This is a genomic window from Paenibacillus sp. cl141a (genome assembly GCF_900109305.1).
Lineage (GTDB): Bacteria > Bacillota > Bacilli > Paenibacillales > Paenibacillaceae > Paenibacillus_AQ > Paenibacillus_AQ lautus_A.
The window spans coordinates 199402-216601 of the sequence record NZ_FNZO01000010.1 but is presented as its reverse complement, the minus strand read 5'-3'; the positions used below and the strand labels follow the sequence as shown (position 1 = coordinate 216601).

General features: G+C 48.8%; 15 protein-coding genes. 9 read left to right on the top strand and 6 right to left on the bottom strand.

From position 1 onward, the window contains the following. Positions 1-97: 97 nt before the first annotated feature. From BMX45_RS23935 to BMX45_RS23925, 3 genes are all read right to left on the bottom strand, one after another. Positions 98-1540, bottom strand: coding sequence for a M56 family metallopeptidase (locus tag BMX45_RS23935; protein WP_090912457.1), 1443 nt, complete (start codon positions 1538-1540; stop codon positions 98-100). A gap of 9 nt (positions 1541-1549) precedes the next feature. After that, positions 1550-1924 (bottom strand): BlaI/MecI/CopY family transcriptional regulator, encoded by a 375-nt coding sequence (locus BMX45_RS23930; RefSeq protein WP_090912455.1) that lies wholly within the window; start codon positions 1922-1924, stop codon positions 1550-1552. Between the two features lie 249 nt (positions 1925-2173). Continuing rightward, positions 2174-2401 carry a glycine zipper domain-containing protein gene (locus BMX45_RS23925; protein WP_009592272.1) on the bottom strand — a complete coding sequence of 76 codons (228 nt, stop codon included), beginning with the start codon at positions 2399-2401 and terminating at the stop codon, positions 2174-2176. Between the two features lie 248 nt (positions 2402-2649). Here BMX45_RS23925 and BMX45_RS23920 point away from each other — a divergent pair, with 248 nt between their 5' ends. The 5 genes from BMX45_RS23920 (at position 2650) to BMX45_RS23900 (ending at position 9079) form a co-directional block, all read left to right on the top strand. Further along, the gene (locus BMX45_RS23920; protein ID WP_090912453.1) at positions 2650-3672 is read left to right on the top strand and encodes an ABC transporter substrate-binding protein; all 1023 of its coding nucleotides are present in this window, start codon (positions 2650-2652) and stop codon (positions 3670-3672) included. 22 nt (positions 3673-3694) lie between these two features. Then, a complete protein-coding gene (locus tag BMX45_RS23915; protein ID WP_090912451.1) occupies positions 3695-4804 on the top strand; it encodes an ABC transporter ATP-binding protein in 1110 nt (369 codons plus the stop codon). Next, a complete protein-coding gene (locus BMX45_RS23910) occupies positions 4801-6456 on the top strand; it encodes an ABC transporter permease (protein WP_090912448.1) in 1656 nt (551 codons plus the stop codon). Before BMX45_RS23915 ends, BMX45_RS23910 begins: the two co-directional genes overlap by 4 nt. A gap of 141 nt (positions 6457-6597) precedes the next feature. Beyond that, positions 6598-8298 (top strand): sensor histidine kinase, encoded by a 1701-nt coding sequence (locus BMX45_RS23905; protein WP_090912446.1) that lies wholly within the window; start codon positions 6598-6600, stop codon positions 8296-8298. After that, entirely contained in the window at positions 8291-9079 is a 789-nt protein-coding gene (locus BMX45_RS23900; RefSeq protein ID WP_090912444.1) for a response regulator transcription factor, read from the top strand. The genes BMX45_RS23905 and BMX45_RS23900 overlap by 8 nt, the downstream gene beginning before the upstream one ends. Positions 9080-9159: 80 nt before the next feature. Here the strand turns inward: BMX45_RS23900 and BMX45_RS23895 are convergent, their stop codons facing one another. Together BMX45_RS23895 and BMX45_RS23890 are read right to left on the bottom strand one after the other, a co-directional pair. Next, entirely contained in the window at positions 9160-9720 is a 561-nt protein-coding gene (locus tag BMX45_RS23895) for a delta-aminolevulinic acid dehydratase (RefSeq protein ID WP_090912442.1), read from the bottom strand. A 37-nt stretch (positions 9721-9757) separates the two neighbouring features. Continuing rightward, positions 9758-10576 (bottom strand): class I SAM-dependent methyltransferase, encoded by an 819-nt coding sequence (locus BMX45_RS23890; RefSeq protein WP_254778230.1) that lies wholly within the window; start codon positions 10574-10576, stop codon positions 9758-9760. A 143-nt stretch (positions 10577-10719) separates the two neighbouring features. On the opposite strand from BMX45_RS23890, the gene BMX45_RS23885 reads away from it, so the two are divergent. The 4 genes from BMX45_RS23885 (at position 10720) to BMX45_RS23865 (ending at position 16086) form a co-directional block, all read left to right on the top strand. Then, positions 10720-10920, top strand: coding sequence for a DDE-type integrase/transposase/recombinase (locus BMX45_RS23885; RefSeq protein ID WP_175495193.1), 201 nt, complete (start codon positions 10720-10722; stop codon positions 10918-10920). A gap of 6 nt (positions 10921-10926) precedes the next feature. Continuing rightward, positions 10927-11070 carry an IS3 family transposase gene (locus BMX45_RS32280; protein WP_090912515.1) on the top strand — a complete coding sequence of 48 codons (144 nt, stop codon included), beginning with the start codon at positions 10927-10929 and terminating at the stop codon, positions 11068-11070. Positions 11071-11620: 550 nt separating this feature from the next. Then, the gene (locus BMX45_RS23870) at positions 11621-14302 is read left to right on the top strand and encodes a beta-glucosidase H (protein WP_090912434.1); all 2682 of its coding nucleotides are present in this window, start codon (positions 11621-11623) and stop codon (positions 14300-14302) included. 80 nt (positions 14303-14382) lie between these two features. Beyond that, a complete protein-coding gene (locus BMX45_RS23865; protein WP_368087179.1) occupies positions 14383-16086 on the top strand; it encodes a glycoside hydrolase family 30 protein in 1704 nt (567 codons plus the stop codon). 648 nt (positions 16087-16734) lie between these two features. On the opposite strand, the gene BMX45_RS23855 is transcribed toward BMX45_RS23865, so the two are convergent. Further along, positions 16735-16989, bottom strand: coding sequence for a hypothetical protein (locus BMX45_RS23855; protein WP_254778228.1), 255 nt, complete (start codon positions 16987-16989; stop codon positions 16735-16737). Between the last annotated feature and the right edge of the window lie 211 nt (positions 16990-17200).

Sequence of the window (17200 nt, the reverse complement as noted above, 5' to 3'; positions counted from 1 at the left end):
TTTCGTTTTTGCTCTAAATAATGTTCATCCCTCATGTTTGAATGCGTCATTCAGCAGCATCGATCACTCTCAGCAAGTTCTTCAAGCGTCATGGATCTTATCGTAATGGAAGTACTCGGGGAGTCTCGTTTGGATAAGACTTATATCCCTGGTCGACAGGACGAGCTTCTGATGAAGGAGCTACAACTGGGTTTCCTTCACTCTCAACAATCGCCTCCGAAGGGGCAGCTTCCGTTGAAGGAGCTACCACATTGCTTCCTTCATTCTTAACTTCAGCCACAGGACGAGCTTCTGTTGGATAAGCAACAACATCGTTTCCTTCAGCGACAGCCACTAGACGAGCTTCTTCTGGGGAAGCTGAAACATCGTTTCCTTCATTCTTAGCGATAGCTGCAGGACGAGCTTCTTTGGGATAATCTACAACATGGTTTCCTTCATTCTCAATTACGGCTTCAGAAGGTGCCGCTTTAGGGGCCGCTTCCCTTGGTTTAGCTTCCGGCTGGCTTTCCTCATTGCCAACGACTTTGGGCGAATTGCCAGACGCCCATGCCGCTGCGGATGTGCTAATTACACCCACTAAAAACAACGCTGTTATTGTGAGATACACTGTTTTCTTTTTAGGCTTCTTTACATTCAGCATCATCATCAATCTCCTTTTCAATTGTTTGCCGTCACCGGATAAGGAGGCAATAAATTGCACGGGTAAATTCCTTGACCCTGTCATGACGCTTAAAATCGTCTCCCCATAGCGTTTCCGCTCAGCATAGGACATCTCTTTCACGACTTCTTCATCGCAAGACAGCTCGCTCCATATATGAAGGTCCTTGCGAAGAATGTGCACTAAAGGGTTAAACCAATGCAGGGCGCTTGCCCCGAGCGTGAACGCTTTGACCCATAAATCTTTCCGTTTCAGATGGATCAACTCATGACGGATTACCATGTCCATGTTAACGGTATTCTCTATAGGGAGATAAATGGTAGGTTTCCACAGGCCGACAAGAACAGGGCTCCGAATGATGGAGCTGTAGGCAAGCCCGACGCTGCTTCTCACACCAAGGGCTTCCTTGATGAAGGCAAGCTGTTTCGCTGCTTCGCTGCTTATCGGAACGGTGACACGCGAATGTTCTAGTTTCTTTAAAAATCTGCGATAACAATACATCTGCCATGCAGCAAAAGCTATAGCGCCGAGTGCCCATAAGACAATAAGGGGAAGGGCTACGTTTGCTGATATGGTCTTTGCCGGGATGAGCGGCTCCAAACCAATCCCTGAATATGGACCGGGCAGCGCATGTTGCACAGTTGAAGACAATTCGTTCACGCTGGGAACGGTTGCTGCGGCGTTAAATGTAAAAAGCGGCGAGATCCACTGAATACCAAGGACGACCGGTAAAAGATAAAAGACTACTGCCATTTTGCCAATTTCATAGCGCCACTTTGTAGGAAAGGCATTGACGAATACGATCCGCAGGACAAGAATGCAGGCTACAATGGCACTTCCAGCAACGGTAAGGGTTAACAGCAATTCAAGAATAGTATTCATAAGCACCCCCTACTTTTGCGAGAACCATTGCTTCAGCTCTGCAATATCTTCATCTGAAAGCTTTTCGCCGTCATACAAAGCCGAAATTAGGTTTTTAACCGAGCCTTGATATAATCCGTCCAGGACGTGCTGCGCTTCCATCAGCTTATAATCTTCAGGCGAAATGCGCGGCGTATATTTATTGGTCCGTCCATCCCTCGCAGCCGTAAGTGCCCCTTTGTCCACCAAACGCGACAGGAAGGTGGACATGGTCTGTGCCTTCCATTCTCTTCCTCTTTGTGCGAACAGTGCGAGCAATTCGGTGGATGTGACAGGCGGCGTACACTCCCAAATCACCTCCATTAACTCCATTTCAGTATCCGATAATTTTTGAATCTGGTTCACGGTGAACACCTCTTTACGTCGTTTATGCGTCCATAACGAACTAATTACTACACGATGTAGTAATTATAACCTACTACATCACGTAGTGATATGTCAAGCGAAGGGAAATGAAGTTTACTGCTGCATAGAACATATATGTAAAATGAAAGAACCGCGCAGGAGCGCGGTTCTTTGTCCAACCATACAGCTACAAATAATTTAGGGCCCACCGGATTCCCAAGCCCCTTATTTTACTCGTGTTAACGCCGTTTATTTGGAATCGTTGTCGTCATTTTCTGCAGCCTCGCCAGCTTTGTTACCCAATGCTGCGCCTGCGATACCACCGGCAATCGTTCCGATCGGACCCAGTATGGAGCCTACAGCAGCACCCACAACGCCGCCGCCCGCGGTTCCGATAGCTTCTCCAGCGTCAACGCCCATGTTGGTCGTGTCGCGGTCAGAATCAGCCTTATGATTACGATCGTTTTTATTAGCCATCCATCTCACCCCTTCGCAATTTGTGACAGGAACAGCTCCATCTTGCCGGACGTTGTTCCAAACCATATCTTGCCCTAACGGATCTAAAAGAATTCTGTAAAATATGCCGGTTCGGATTTCTTACTAATCGAAAATAGGTTGCGAATTTTAGACGATGTTTGCGGATTATGGGATTATGTAAACGGTACCAAGCTTGCTACAATGAACATGCAATTACGAAACGAGCTTTTGCTCAAGGGGGATTATTCATGAAAAAGCTGTCGATTTTACTGTTAACCTGCGTGCTCATTATAGGGGCGCTGAGCGGTTGTGCAAGCAGCGAGTCCGATTCGGGTTCGTCGAATAAGCTCGTGATCTACAGTCCGAACAGCGAGGAGATCATCAAAACCATCATTCCGATGTTCGAAAAGCAGACCGGGATCACGGTTGAGCTTGTAACGGCTGGCACCGGCGAAATTATTAAGCGCTTACAGTCCGAGAAGCAGAACCCGTACGCTGACGTGATGTTCGGCGGTTCCATGGCCGGCTTCCGCGAAAACGAAGCTTTATACGAGCCTTACGTATCGCCTGAAGACAAGAATTTAATGGAAGGACACCGCAATACGTCGGGCTTCGCCACCCCTTATATCTCGGATGGCAGCGTGCTGCTCGTGAACAAAAATCTGATCGGCGATATCAAAATCGAAGGTTACGCGGATTTGCTGAACCCGCAGCTTAAAGGGAAGATTGCTTCGGCCGACCCGGCAAGCTCCAGTTCCGCTTTCGCACAGTTAACGAACATGCTGAAAGCCATGGGCGGCGATTATGAGAGTGAGCAGGGCTGGAATTACGTCGGTCAACTGATCGAGAACCTGGACGGCAAAATCGCCAGCGGTTCCGGCGCCGTCCACAAAAGCGTGGCGGACGGCGAATACGTAGTGGGCCTTACTTACGAAGACCCTTCCAGCACCTATGTAAAGAACGGCGCACCGGTAGAAATCGTGTATCCGAAAGAAGGCGCCGTATTCCTGGATGCGGGGTCTGCCATCATCAAAGATGCGCCTCATATGGACAACGCCAAGAAATTCATCGACTTCATCCTGTCCCAAGAAGCGCAGGATGCGTTCGGCACGCAATTAACGAATCGCCCGCTTCGCCAAAATACCAAGCTTGGCGACCACATGAAGCCTTATGAAGAGATCCACATGATCGATGAAGACACGGACTACGTCAGTGCGCATAAATCCGAGATCGTTGAGCGTTATGTCGATTTGTTCACTAGCGTTAAATAAACTATAGAATCAGGTGACAACCATGAGCGTAACCATAACCATTCAAGACTTAATCAAAAAATACGGCGACACAACCGTCATTCCCGAGCTGTCCCTCGAGATCAAGAAGGGTGAATTCTTCACCCTTCTCGGGCCTTCCGGGTGCGGCAAGACGACACTGCTGCGCATGATTGCCGGCTTCAACAGCATTGAAGGCGGAACCATACATTTTAACGAGCGCGTCATTAACCAGGTGGAACCGGGCAAGCGGAATATCGGGATGGTCTTTCAGAGCTATGCGATCTTTCCTCATCTAACCGTCAAAGGAAACATCGCGTTCGGGCTGGAGAATCGGAAATTATCAAAGGCGGAGATTAACGCCAAGGTCGATGACATCCTCAAGGTCGTTCAGATCGAGCCCTATAAAGACCGCATGCCGAAGAACCTGTCCGGCGGCCAGCAGCAGCGCGTTGCGCTAGCCAGGGCCATCGTCATCCGGCCGGACGTCCTGCTGATGGATGAGCCTCTGTCCAATCTGGATGCCAAGCTTCGGGTCGACATGCGTAACGCGATTAAAGACATTCAGCGGGAAGTCGGGATTACGACCGTCTACGTCACGCATGATCAGGAGGAAGCCATGGCGGTTTCCGACCGCATCGCGGTCATGAAATCCGGCGTGATTCAGCATCTGGGAACGCCGCAGGAGATTTACCAGCGTCCTGCAAACGTATTCGTTGCAACCTTTATCGGTCGGACCAACATTCTTAAGGGCAGTATAACGAAATCCGCAGGCAGCTATGCCCTGGCATTCGGCTCCGGCTATTCGGAAGAGATGACGAACATCGAGGTGCCGAAGTCAGATGCCAAGGCTGATACGCTTAACGTTCAAATCTCGGTTCGGCCGGAAGAGTTCATTCTGACCGAGGACCAGACCGGCATGAAAGCAACGATCGTACACAGCGTATTTTTGGGGCAGAACACCCATTATTTTGTGGATTTGGCATCCGGTCAACGCGTGGAGATCACGCAGGAATCGAAAACGTCCCAGATCCTCGAGCCGGGTCAAGACATCTATCTCAAGGTGAAACAAGATAAAATTAATGTCTATGATGCGACCGGCGAACTGAACTATACAAGGGGCGCCCGGCTATGAGAGAGACGCGCAAACGATTTGATGTCTGGACCAACATTTCATTACTGATCTTTGTGTTCTATATTCTGTTTCTGGCCCTGCCCTTGTTTACGATGCTGTTCAAGAGTGTGTACAATGGCACGACAGGCGATTTTTCCCTTGCCTATTTCACGAAATTTTTCAGTAAGCCCTACTATTTAAATGCCCTGTTCAACAGCGTTAAGGTGACCGTCAGCGTAACCTTGCTTGCCGCGATTATCGCAACGCCGCTGGCTTATATCATGGCTACGGTGAAGATTAAAGGCAGCTCGGCCATACGCGTACTGATTCTGATCTCGTCGATGTCGGCTCCGTTCATTGGCGCTTACTCCTGGATCCTGCTGCTCGGAAGAAGCGGCGTCATTACGAAATTCGTCAGCAGCACATTCGGCGTCACGATGCCGGATATCTACGGATTTACGGGGATCTTAGTGGTCTTGACCTTGCAGATGGTCCCTCTGATTTTCATGTATGTATCAGGCGCACTCAAGAATATGGACCAATCGCTGATGGAAGCTGCCGAGAGCATGGGCTATACAGGCTTAGCCAAAATGCGCAAAGTGCTCCTCCCGCTCATTACGCCTACCTTGCTGGCGGGCGGACTGCTCGTCTTCATGCGCGCGCTTGCCGATTTTGGTACGCCGATGCTGATCGGCGAGGGATATAAGACCGTGCCCGTGCTGATCTTTAACGAGTTCATCAGTGAGGTCGGCGGCGATGACGGCTTTGCGGCGGCGATTAGCGTCATTGTCGTTCTGTTCGCCACCACGATATTCCTGCTGCAAAAATTCGTAGCCAATCGCAAATCCTTTACGATGAGCGCACTGCATCCGATCGAAGCCAAGAAGAAGAAGGGCATCGGCAATATCGCGGCTCATGCGGTTATCTATCTGTATACGTTGATCGCGCTGCTGCCGCAGCTCTATGTCATCTATACTTCGTTCCTGAAATCCAACGGCAGAATTTTCGTGGAAGGGTTCTCGCTCCAAAGCTACCGTGATGCCTTCAGTAATATTGGCGGCGTCATTCTGAACACGTTCTTCCTGGCTATCGTGTCGCTGGTCGTCATCATTCTGTTAGCGATACTGATTGCTTACGTAACCGTTCGAAGAAAGAATGCATTGACGAATACGCTGGATATCTTCACCATGTTCCCGTATATCGTTCCCGGCTCCATACTGGGGATCGCCCTATTGATCACGTTCAACAATAAACCGCTGGCGTTAAGCGGGACGGCCGTCATCATGATCATCTCGTTTGTCATCCGGCGCCTGCCCTATACGATACGATCCAGCGCAGCCATCCTGCATCAGATTAACGACGGGATCGAAGAAGCGGCGATCAGCCTGGGCGCCTCCCAGATGAAGACGTTCTTCAGGATTACGCTTCCGATGATGCTGGCAGGCGTCGTCTCCGGCGCGATCCTGAGCTGGATTACCATCATTACCGAATTAAGCACTTCGATCATTCTGTATACAGGCAAAACCAAGACCGTCACGGTCGCCATCTATACCGAGGTCATTCGCGGAAACTACGGCGTGGCGGCAGCACTCTCCACGATTCTTACCGTCATTACGGTCGTGTCGCTGCTCGTCTTCCTGAAGCTATCCGGACAAAAGGAAGTTTCCATGTAAATGTAATGTCATCATATCGTAGACCTACATCCAAGCCGGCGCCTGCAGCATGAAGGGCCGCTTGGATGTATTTGGATTATCTGCGCTTAACCGCGATTCAGTATAATAGGATCGAGGTTCTTATCGCAGATGGAGGGCAGCATGAAACCAACACCTTATCGTAATTTCAAGGAATCCACCCGTCATTTGTTTCGCGTCTATGCGATGATCCCCTTCTCCATCTTAATCATATTGTTCTTAGCGTTCACGATTATGAACGGCCGTTTGAACTTAACCCAAAAAACAACCGAAGCCGCCCAGTCCATCAGCCAGTCCATATCCGGCGTATATCGGCAGTATGAGGAGGAGATTCAGCGGATGGCCGAATCTCCCACCGTGATCAACTATGTAAGCTCCCATCTGGGCAGCGAACAAGTATATTCCGAGTTCTATGATTTCAACAACCGGCAGAAGATCAAGAGTATTTTTCATATCGTCAATACGAATGGCGTTTTCCTGGCCAGTTCCGCCCCGGCGGATGCGCTGTACTCCAATTTTGCCTTCGGCAACCTCATTCACCGGATTGAACAGCGGCCAGGCGACACGCTAACCGAAATGAACAGCTTCCGCTATTCGCATGACCGCGATACGAGCTACACGTTCGGCAAAGCCATCGTGAAGGACCGGCAGACGATAGGCTATATCATCTATCAGCTGTACGAATCGGACATCCAGAAGGTGATTTTCGAGCAAAATAATGAAATCGCCCTGATCACCGATGAACACAACACCATTATTGCCACGACCAGCAATGTGACCAAAGGCGTGCTCAACAAATTCAACCCCAAGGTGGATAACAAGGGACATGTTCTGCTGAACGGGGGCAAGTACTACAAATATTCCAAACGAATTCCTGGCACGCCGATTCAAGTCATTACGCTGAATTCCTACAAATCGGAGCAGTACACCTATTATACGGTTTCTTTCTTTGTCCTTGCGGCCAGCCTGCTGCTCTGGGTCTTGATCCAGTTCCTGGCGAACAAAATGTCGGCGCGCAATTCCGAATCGATCGATAAACTCATACACGCTTTGGCCCAGCTGCGCGAAGGGAACTTCAACGGTTATGTCGACATTCAGACGAATGACGAGTTTCAAATACTCGGCAACGAGTACAACGTGATGCTGGATCGGCTGAAGGAATTGATCGAGAAAAATAAAGAGCTGTCGGAGCTCCGCACGATTATCGAGGTGAAGCAGCTCCAATCGCAGTTCCATCCGCATTTTATCTTTAATGTGCTCGAAACGCTGCGCTATGCCATTAAGATTGACGCGAATCAAGCCCAGGAGATCGTGCTGATTCTATCCCGTTTGCTAAGGTACAGCATCGGACATGATCGCAGCGTCCAGCTGAAGAATGACATGTATTATATCCGGGATTACCTGAAGCTGCAGCAAATCCGGTTCAATGACCGGCTGGACTATCGGATTACCGTAGCGGAGGAAACGTTGGATGTATACGTCCCCAAGCTTCTGCTGCAGCCGATTATCGAAAACGCTATCAAATATGGGTATGAGAATCAAAGTGATGTGCTGATCGAGATTAACATCTACACCTCCGCCGGCAAGCTCATGCTCGAGGTTCGCGACAACGGGCAAGGCATGAGTAAAGAGAGACTGCAGGAAGTGAACCAGATTCTGCAAAGCCAGACAAACACGACGCAGCATATCGGGCTGTACAACGTTCATCGCCGTCTGGTGCTTCTATATGGCGAAGCGTCCGGCATCCATATTGACAGCACGCAAGGAACAGGCACCTGTGTCGTCCTTACGATTCCTTACGAATGGAGTGAATATCATGTTTAAAGTACTGCTAGTCGAAGATGAGGATATGATTCGCCGGGGCATCCGGTTCAGCATCGATTGGCTTCAATACGATTGCATCGTCATTGAAGAAGGACTGAACGGACAGGACGGCTACGAGAAGATCTGCGAGCTGAGGCCGGATATCGTCATAACCGACATCACCATGCCGATCATGGACGGCATCTCGATGATTCGGGAAGGACTGCGGCAGCATACCTTCAGCAGCATCATTATCTCCGGTTATAATGAATTCCACCTGGCGCAGCAGGCACTCCAGTTAGGCGTCACCGAATTCCTGGTGAAGCCCTTAGAGGATGAGCAGCTGGTGGCGGCACTCGAGTCAGCCAAAGCCAAAGTGGATTTAATCCGCAAATATGAAGTAATTTCAAATCATCCGCAGGAAAAAGAAGAGATTTTGAACAGCAAATTTCTGGAGAAGGAAACCAAAACCTCGAAATACGTGTCCAAAATGATCGCCTATGTACAGGAGAACTATGCCAAGAAGATCAGCATTCATGACCTCGTGGAAGAGCTCGGCTTAAGCGCTTATTACCTGAACCAGAAATTCAAGGCAGAGACAAGCTATACCTTCAATGAATTTCTTAACCGTTACCGTATCCAGAAATCGATCGAGTTACTGAAGTCAGGCGACAACAAGGTTTATACCATCGCGCAGGATATCGGATTCAGCGACTACAAGTATTTTATCAGCATCTTCAAGAAGTACGCCCACGTCACTCCGAGCCAGTATCAGGAATATTTCGAGGAGAAGAACGGATAGAACGGGAAATCTAGATGCTAGAGGTACTCTATATTTGCACACACCCCTGCTAGCTTCAGTAGGGGTGTAGAATCTCTTATCTATGATTCCTGTCGTTCATACAGCCGGTACATGGATAGCTCACCACTCATCGCCACCGCTTGCGCAAAGGCTTCCTTCACGTCCCGTCCCTGCTGAACGATCTCATAGAACAGCCGGAGAACGAACATCAGCGCATCGTTGCCGTCCGGATAGTCATCCGGCCCGATATACATCCGGCAGCCCCGCTCCAGGAAAGCTTCCGCCAGTGCTGGATCCCCCAGCGAGCAGCCGTTCGCGATGACTGTCTTCCCCTCCAGCTTCGCGTATCGCATAATCTCGCCTGGCCCGAAGCCGCCCCTCGGCTCATCCTCCTCGTATACCTCTTCACCGAGCTCCGGCATGATCATGCTGCCCTCATCCCCGTGAAAGTTCAACAACATCATATCGGTGCCTTCATATAAATCATCGCCTGACAAGACGGAGATCAGATCATTCGGCCTCCCGATCCAGTATGTAAAGACGCGCACCCCGAAATACTCCAGAGCCGCCCTTACGGCTTGGCTCTCCATATCGCAATCCGGTCCGACAACCAGAGCGACCTGCATAATCGGCTTACTCACTACTAAATCCCTCCTGACGATGACTTCGATAAGAAGCTCATACTTTTTTCCATATCATCCACCATTGTTTATCATACGAATCAACTTCGATCTCTTCCAGACCTAGATTCGCTTCGCTGATCCAACTTCTAGCCAGTTGTATATAGTCGTTGTGAAATTCGGAGGAATAACCCATTTCATCATATCCGGCATAGGTAATATTATCGAATATCATGTATCCTCCGCTTTTTAACTGCTTACAGCTTGTGTCTATGATTTGGATAAACGCCTGATACGCTGCATCTTTTAGCGTACCTTTGCGGTGATAATCCATCACTGCTTGCAGCATTAGAGGTTCGATCGTCAACCAATCTTGATTTACTGTATCAATGCCTTCACGATCCGCGATAATGGTCTGGATGATATCGTTAATAGCGTGATGAAAAGCGACAACGTCAAAAGAGGACTCCGGATAATATAAACCGATATTGGCTGCATCGTCCTCAACCACCCGTATGCTGACGTCCATTCCTTTTGTTTTCTCCCAAAAATGTTGTGTCAGCTCCCTGTTGAGATTGGCCGTCACGTAGGCCCCCGCTTCATGGGAATAGGCGTCTACAGCCTTGGGAATGTAAATGACATCGCCTGCACCGACTTCCAAAAGACTTAAAGCACGGGGCACATTCAGCTCCTTGAAGAGATTCTGCCAGGATGCGGAATAATACAGTTGAAGATATTCGAATACCCTCTGCTTGGATATGCTTATCGGCACTTCTAGCGTGTCTTTCAATTTGTGTTCCAATTGAACTGCATTCATCTGTTCCAATTCCGAAATCATGTCCTGCGAAAAGTCACGTTTTAGGATATCGTTAAACAAGCCGGCACTCGTTTTCTCGGCTAGCATCTGCATATTCATCAGCGTATCCCTCTCTTCTTATGGTTTCTAGAGTATATTCGAATATATGATGTTGTTTCCTCTTTTTATTATTAGCAAAGGGGGCTATTTCACGTCATAAAGACGTGAGTGGACTGATCTTTCATAGCGATGAGGGATTCCAGTACACGTCCCATGCCTATCATGACATGCTGCCAAAGGTTGGCGCCCGAATCAGCATGTCTCGCCGAGACAATTGCTATGACAATGCCTCTATGGAGGGCTTCTTCTCGCATCTCAAAACGGAAGGACTCTACCATTATGACCGAAATATGGATGAAGCATAAAGAAGAATTGAAGAGTATATACGATTCTACAATCAACATCGGCCACAACGAAGACTAGATAAGCTGCCTCCAATAGAGTATCGGAAGCAGCTCTTTTCCCCATCCTTTTCGTTCCATTTTCTGAAAAATATATCTAATTTTCTGAAATAAATCAGACCTATTTTTCTAAGACAAGAGACCGACATCCACTTTGCCAGACTAAATCGGACGAGGTAAATTCAAGAGGAATGGGGCCTAATTATTAACGTTTTTGTAATCTTTAGACCCAATTTTATGACACTGCTGTCATTTATAAAGGATTAATATCCAGGAAATGGTCGGTGCACTTTTTCAAAAAGTACGATAGTCTAATTGCCGAGATGCTAACCAGTTCACCCAAGAGGGATGCCGCAGATCAATCGGATGGGCTCCCGGTCTTGCTTGTCCTTAAATCCTGCAACCCCCAATATAGGTTGAAGGGGCACAATACCTTAGATCATCAGCATGTTACGGCCAACATAAACAGGTGAAGGTGCTAGCTGTTTTCCATTATCCAACTTACCCCATCGGAAAATATTAAATTTAGGATGACAAGGCCGGGTAAGGAATCTCAACTTTGACGCCCCTCTGATCACTTGATAACAAGCGACCAAGAATGTATCTGAGTACATAGCACGGCTTATGCAGGGGCAAACGCTAAATTAAGGAGGAATTTATACCAGTGAAGCTCAAATCTCGATTATTCTCTAAACTAGTTGCACTTACCGTTATTGGTGCCATCGCTGCCGCTCCGCTGCAGATTGCAAGCGCCGAATCGAATGACGGCGGATCGCGTCCGTGGATGGATACCTCTCAATCCGCTGAGAAACGCACGGAGCTTTTGCTTGACGCCATGACGCTTTCCGAGAAAATTGATTTTGTTACAGGCAACGTCAATAACTATTACGGGTTTTATAACGCCCCTATTGAACGGCTTGGCATCCCCGCGCTGACCATGGCCGACGGGCCAACCGGCGTGCGGGTCGCCAATCCGGATATTCAGGATAAAAAATCGACGGCTCTCCCTACTCCGATTGCGCTGGCCGCAACCTGGAACACGAAAACCGCCTCGGAGTACGGGGACCTGGTGGGCAATGAATCCTTCAACACCACCCATAACGTCCTGCTCGGCCCGGGATTCGATATTGCCCGTCTGCCTTGGGGTTCCCGGAATTTTGAATCCATGGGCGAAGATCCTCTGCTTCAGTCGAAGATGGGCGTTGCTTATGTCAATGCGGTTCAAAAATACCCGGTTATCGCGACAGCCAAGCATTTTCTGTTGAACAACCAGGAGACCGAGCGTTTCACGGTGAACTCGATCGCAAGTGAACGCGCGATGCAGGAAGTATACCTGCGTCCATTCGCCGCAGCCATCGAGAAAGCCAGCCTGGGTTCGGCCATGTGCTCCTTTAACGAGATCAACGGCACACCGGCTTGTGAAAATAAAGACGTGTTGACCACGATGCTCAGAGACCAGCTGAACTTTAATGGTTTCGTCATGAGTGACTACGGCGCCAACTTGAGCACGGCTCCTTCCGCCAACGCGGGCCTCGATTTGGAAACGCCCGGAGACCCTTACGGATTTTGGGGTTCTAAGCTCATGAACGCCGTTCAAAAAGGTGAAGTTAGTGAGGATGTCATTGATGAGAAGGTAAGTAACATTCTGTTCCAGATGTTTGACAAAGGGCTTTTTGATCACCCTGCGGTAAATAGGCAGATTCCGGCAGCTGAGCACGGCGCGAAAGCGCAGCAAATTGCCGAAGAAAGCATGGTGCTTCTGCAAAACAAAGACAAGGCTCTGCCGCTGAAAGCAGGCAGTCTGAAATCCATTGCTGTCATCGGTCCGGATGCGGACAACTACGCAACGGTTGGCGGCAGCTCGCTTGTGAAGCCGACTTATACGGTAAGCCCGCTGGAGGCCATCCGCAAACGTGCCGGAAAGGGCGTTGAAGTAAATTACGCAGCCGGTACCGATCCGATTTCCACAGCGGATATTATGAATGGGCCATCGGCCATTCCATCTTCGCTGCTGAGCCCCGTTGATGAAAACGGTAATGTGATTAAAGGCGAGCATGGACTTCGCGCGGAATATTTCAATAACACGAATCTTGAAGGCCAACCTTCCGTGGTACGAACGGATGGCCAAGTGAATATGAACCTTGGTTTTTATAATTATGACGGATTAAACGGACAGTCCTCCAAGCTGACTCCCGTCCCTGGCGATTTGAACGGCAGAATGTCGGCACGCTGGACCGGCGCGATTGCGGCTCCGCAGGACGGCGAATACACCCTTTCGCTCTCGAGCTTCGGCTCCAGCAAGATGTATTTCGACGGCAAGCTTATGATCGACAATAAAGGGGAGAACGTGGCTACCGAGAAAGCGGCGGTGCAGCTGAAAGCCGGCGAAAGCCACAACGTGCGCATTGAATACCGCACGGATTGGACAGATGGCGACAGCGATTTTGGCGGACTGGTCCGCTTCGGCTGGGAAGCGCCGGAAGAGGTGACCGATTCGAAGATGCAGAAGGCGGTTGACCTTGCGGACAAATCCGACGTTGCCGTCGTCGTGACGCGCACCTATGAAAGCGAAGGCTACATTGACCGATCCGACTTGGATCTTCCGAATAACCAGGAACAATTGATCAAGAAGGTGGCTGCAGCCAACCCAAATACGATTGTGGTTCAAATGAGCGGCAGAGCCGTGCAAATGGACGGCTGGAAAGATGACGTTAAATCCATTGTGCAAGCCTGGTATGCCGGGCAGGAACAGGGCGACGCCATCGCCAGCGTGCTATTCGGCGACATGAATCCATCCGGTAAACTGCCGGTGACTTTCCCTGTCGACGAGCATTCCACTCCAGTATCGGATGAAAAGCAGTTCCCAGGGGTAAACGGAGACGCGAATTACTCCGAAGACATTTACGTAGGATATAAGGGTCATGAGAAAGAAGGCATCCTACCGGCGTTTGCGTTTGGGCACGGTCTTTCTTACACGAACTTTGACTATAGAAACCTGAAGACGAAAGCCAAAGGCACCGGACAGGACTCCACGATTGAAGTCTCGCTTAACCTCCGGAATACCGGAGCTGTAACCGGCGCCGAGGTTGTACAGGTCTATACCGGGAAACTCCCAACTAGCGTAGATACACCGTCCAAACAGCTGGCCGGCTTTGCCAAAATCGAGCTTAAACCAGGCAAACAGCAGCGCGAAACGGTTGAACTCGATCCTAAGGCCTTCTCTTATTGGGATGAAAATAAAAAGGCCTGGGTTATGCCTTCCGGAAAAGTGCCGATTTATGTGGGCAGTGCCTCCGACGACATTCGTCTTACAGGCAGCGTCACCGTTAAAGGCTCCGGCAAGTAAATCATACGACTCATTCTATATTTCAGCCTGGGGCGTTGTTCGCCCCGGGACTTTTTGTTTAGGAGAAAGGAGGAAGAAAAATGGAAGACAAGAACAAAGCCGGCCCCAAGCTCCATGCGGACAGAGCGATGAAACCGGAAAACGTACAGCGGCGTAAATGGATCCTGCTAAGCGCACTGCTGGTTCTCACCTTGCTGTTCTGCTCCTTGGCCGTCCCGTCCGGGACGGGAAGCGAAACTTCTGCCGAGGTATGGCTAACAACTGGGGACCGGACCAACCTTTTAACCAAAAAAGCGCCGGTCGTATTCACGGACCAAGATTCAAGCGAGGAAATGCTCACCGTCAAGGTGAGTCCGGAGGTCCGTTATCAAACCATGGACGGGTTTGGCGCAGCGATTACTGGCTCTTCGGCTTATCTGATCAACCATAAAATGACCGAAGCTCAGCGGAACTCCCTTCTGGGCGATTTGTTCACGGAAGACGGCATCCGCCTCAGCTTTGTCAGACATACGATCGGCGCTTCCGATTTTTCCGTGGACGAAAACGGCCAACCGAGCAGCTATACGTATGATGATATCGAATCGGGAACGGATTACGGTCTGGAGCATTTCTCCATAGACAAGGATGCGGATGTGGTCTCCCTGCTGCAAAACATGCTGAAGAACAATCCTGCGGTCAAAATACTGGGCAGCCCCTGGACCGCCCCGCCGTGGATGAAATATGGGGAGAACACCTACAACGGCTGGTATCTGGATTATAGCAATCCCACGGTATATGATGCTTATGCGGATTATTTCGTAAAATATATTCAAGCGTATGAGGCAAAAGGAATTCCGATTTATGGCTTGACGGTTCAAAACGAACCGGAGTTCACGTCCCCGGGCTATCCAAGCATGAGCATGGGAGCCGAGGAGCAGGCCAGGTTCATCCGGAATTATCTCGGCCCCGCCTTTATCCAGCAAGGGATCAAGACTAAAATTATCGCTTTCGACCACAATTGGAAGCTTGGCGAAGCGTACGCCGGGAAAGTGCTTGGAGACAGCGGGGCCGCTTCTTACATTGACGGGACTGCGTACCATTGTTATGAAGGTTCACCGGAGGCCATGTTGGCCGTTCAAAGTGATTTTCCGGACAAAAACATCTATTTCACGGAATGCAGCGGCGGACAATGGAGCCCGGACTTCGGCGATAACTTGAGCTGGCAAATGAGCAATCTTATCATCGGTGCGCCGCGCAACGCTGCCAAAACTGTTCTGTTCTGGAACCTGGCCCTTGACCCGGATGGGGGCCCGACCAACGGGGGCTGCGAGGACTGTCGCGGTGTGGTTACGGTGAATCCGGAAACGGGAGACGTGGAGAAAAACGCGGAGTATTATGCCCTCGGGCATGCCAGCAAATTTGTAGATCCCGGAGCTGTCCGGATCGCATCCACCCGTTACGAGGGGAAATTGGAACCCGTGGCTTATGAGAATCCCGACGGCTCTCTCGTTCTGATCGCCGCCAATCCGGGAACCGCGGAGCTGACCTTTAAAGCGGAATGGAACGGGAGATCTTTTTCCTACAGCCTGCCTCCCCAAAGCGCTGTCACTTTTAAATGGCTGCCGGATTCCGGCAGCCGCCCCCAATTGGGGAACATTATACCTGCTTGGCTTTCTATGTGCATGAAGAGGGGACATTATAATTTTACAATTCAGCAAATGATGATGACCATCTATACTAACCAGATCCTACATGAAGAATTTCAGAGGTTTTCACCTTCTCCAAATACTCCTCGTGTTGAATGAAGAGACACCATAACTTTTTTTCTATTGCAGTGAAGCTTATATAAATAAGTCGTTCATAACCAACTACGATAATTTTTTCGATTGTACCTACAAGTTTTATAAGCCATTACTCCTTATTGCAATTTTCCACAGCGCCCCGCACCCTTAAGGTCTTAGAGTAACTTATCCCTTACCCCGAATGGCAAGACCGCTTCATTGAGCATGAAAAAGCTCATACCTAAGTTGGAATAAGCATTCATCATGTTGATCTTCTTACTGTTGTTCTACTACATAGACTTTACTTACTGTATTATCCTCGTTAAAAACGTAAATTCTATCACAATTAGTACATCTCCATACTTCTCTCTTAGGATCAGGTATTAATAGCGGGTCTATAGAATCTCCCATGTTTATAATCTCGTCCCATTCCCTATCTGTATAGACATGCAATTGAACATCGTTCGGAGCCTCAACCGTGGATAAGTACTCCCCACACTTACATTGTAATCGAGCCATATTTTGATTCCTCCTAATTCGTTACCTTTCCATTGTTAATCCATATTTCAACTTTCCCTGGAATCTGCTTATCGGCGTAAGTCCCCTTAGCACGTTCAAGTAGTTTCACTCTGGATTTCCTTCAAAATTATCTTATTTATGTTCATTAATGTATTATTGACACTCAATATTCTCTAAACTCTTAACTTCTTTCAATTTTTGCTTAATCCCATTCATAGCAACTTCTGCTTCCTCTAGAGCAATAACTCCCTTTCTCCTTTTATATTTATAGATTTCATAAGCCCAAACTAATATAATTTTTACAAATTCAATTGTTTCTAGTTTACAGATCGCTTCAACCTCATCTTCATGTTCGTCGTAAAATGGATCCTCGTCCATATATTTTAATTTATACTTGTACTTAATCATAAACAGGCATCCTCCATCTTTGCATCAGACAACCGAAGAGTCGTAGATACACACCAGAATCTGAAAGAATTCAACACCTTCAATTAAGTGTAATACAACAATGAAAAACAAGGGCTGTCCCAATCCCTTATAACTTACAAAAAAAAAGCTTATTCCTAACTCATCGTCAAGTTGGAATAAGCTTTTTGAAACTTTCACGTATTTCTCAAGT

Coding starts and splice junctions, on each gene's coding strand:
- BMX45_RS23935 (WP_090912457.1), bottom strand. CDS start 1,540: ATGAATACTATTCTTGAATTGCTGTTAACCCTTACCGTTGCTGGAAGT.
- BMX45_RS23925 (WP_009592272.1), bottom strand. CDS start 2,401: ATGGCTAATAAAAACGATCGTAATCATAAGGCTGATTCTGACCGCGAC.
- BMX45_RS23920 (WP_090912453.1), top strand. CDS start 2,650: ATGAAAAAGCTGTCGATTTTACTGTTAACCTGCGTGCTCATTATAGGG.
- BMX45_RS23915 (WP_090912451.1), top strand. CDS start 3,695: ATGAGCGTAACCATAACCATTCAAGACTTAATCAAAAAATACGGCGAC.
- BMX45_RS23910 (WP_090912448.1), top strand. CDS start 4,801: ATGAGAGAGACGCGCAAACGATTTGATGTCTGGACCAACATTTCATTA.
- BMX45_RS23905 (WP_090912446.1), top strand. CDS start 6,598: ATGAAACCAACACCTTATCGTAATTTCAAGGAATCCACCCGTCATTTG.
- BMX45_RS23900 (WP_090912444.1), top strand. CDS start 8,291: ATGTTTAAAGTACTGCTAGTCGAAGATGAGGATATGATTCGCCGGGGC.
- BMX45_RS23865 (WP_368087179.1), top strand. CDS start 14,383: ATGGAAGACAAGAACAAAGCCGGCCCCAAGCTCCATGCGGACAGAGCG.
- BMX45_RS23855 (WP_254778228.1), bottom strand. CDS start 16,989: ATGATTAAGTACAAGTATAAATTAAAATATATGGACGAGGATCCATTT.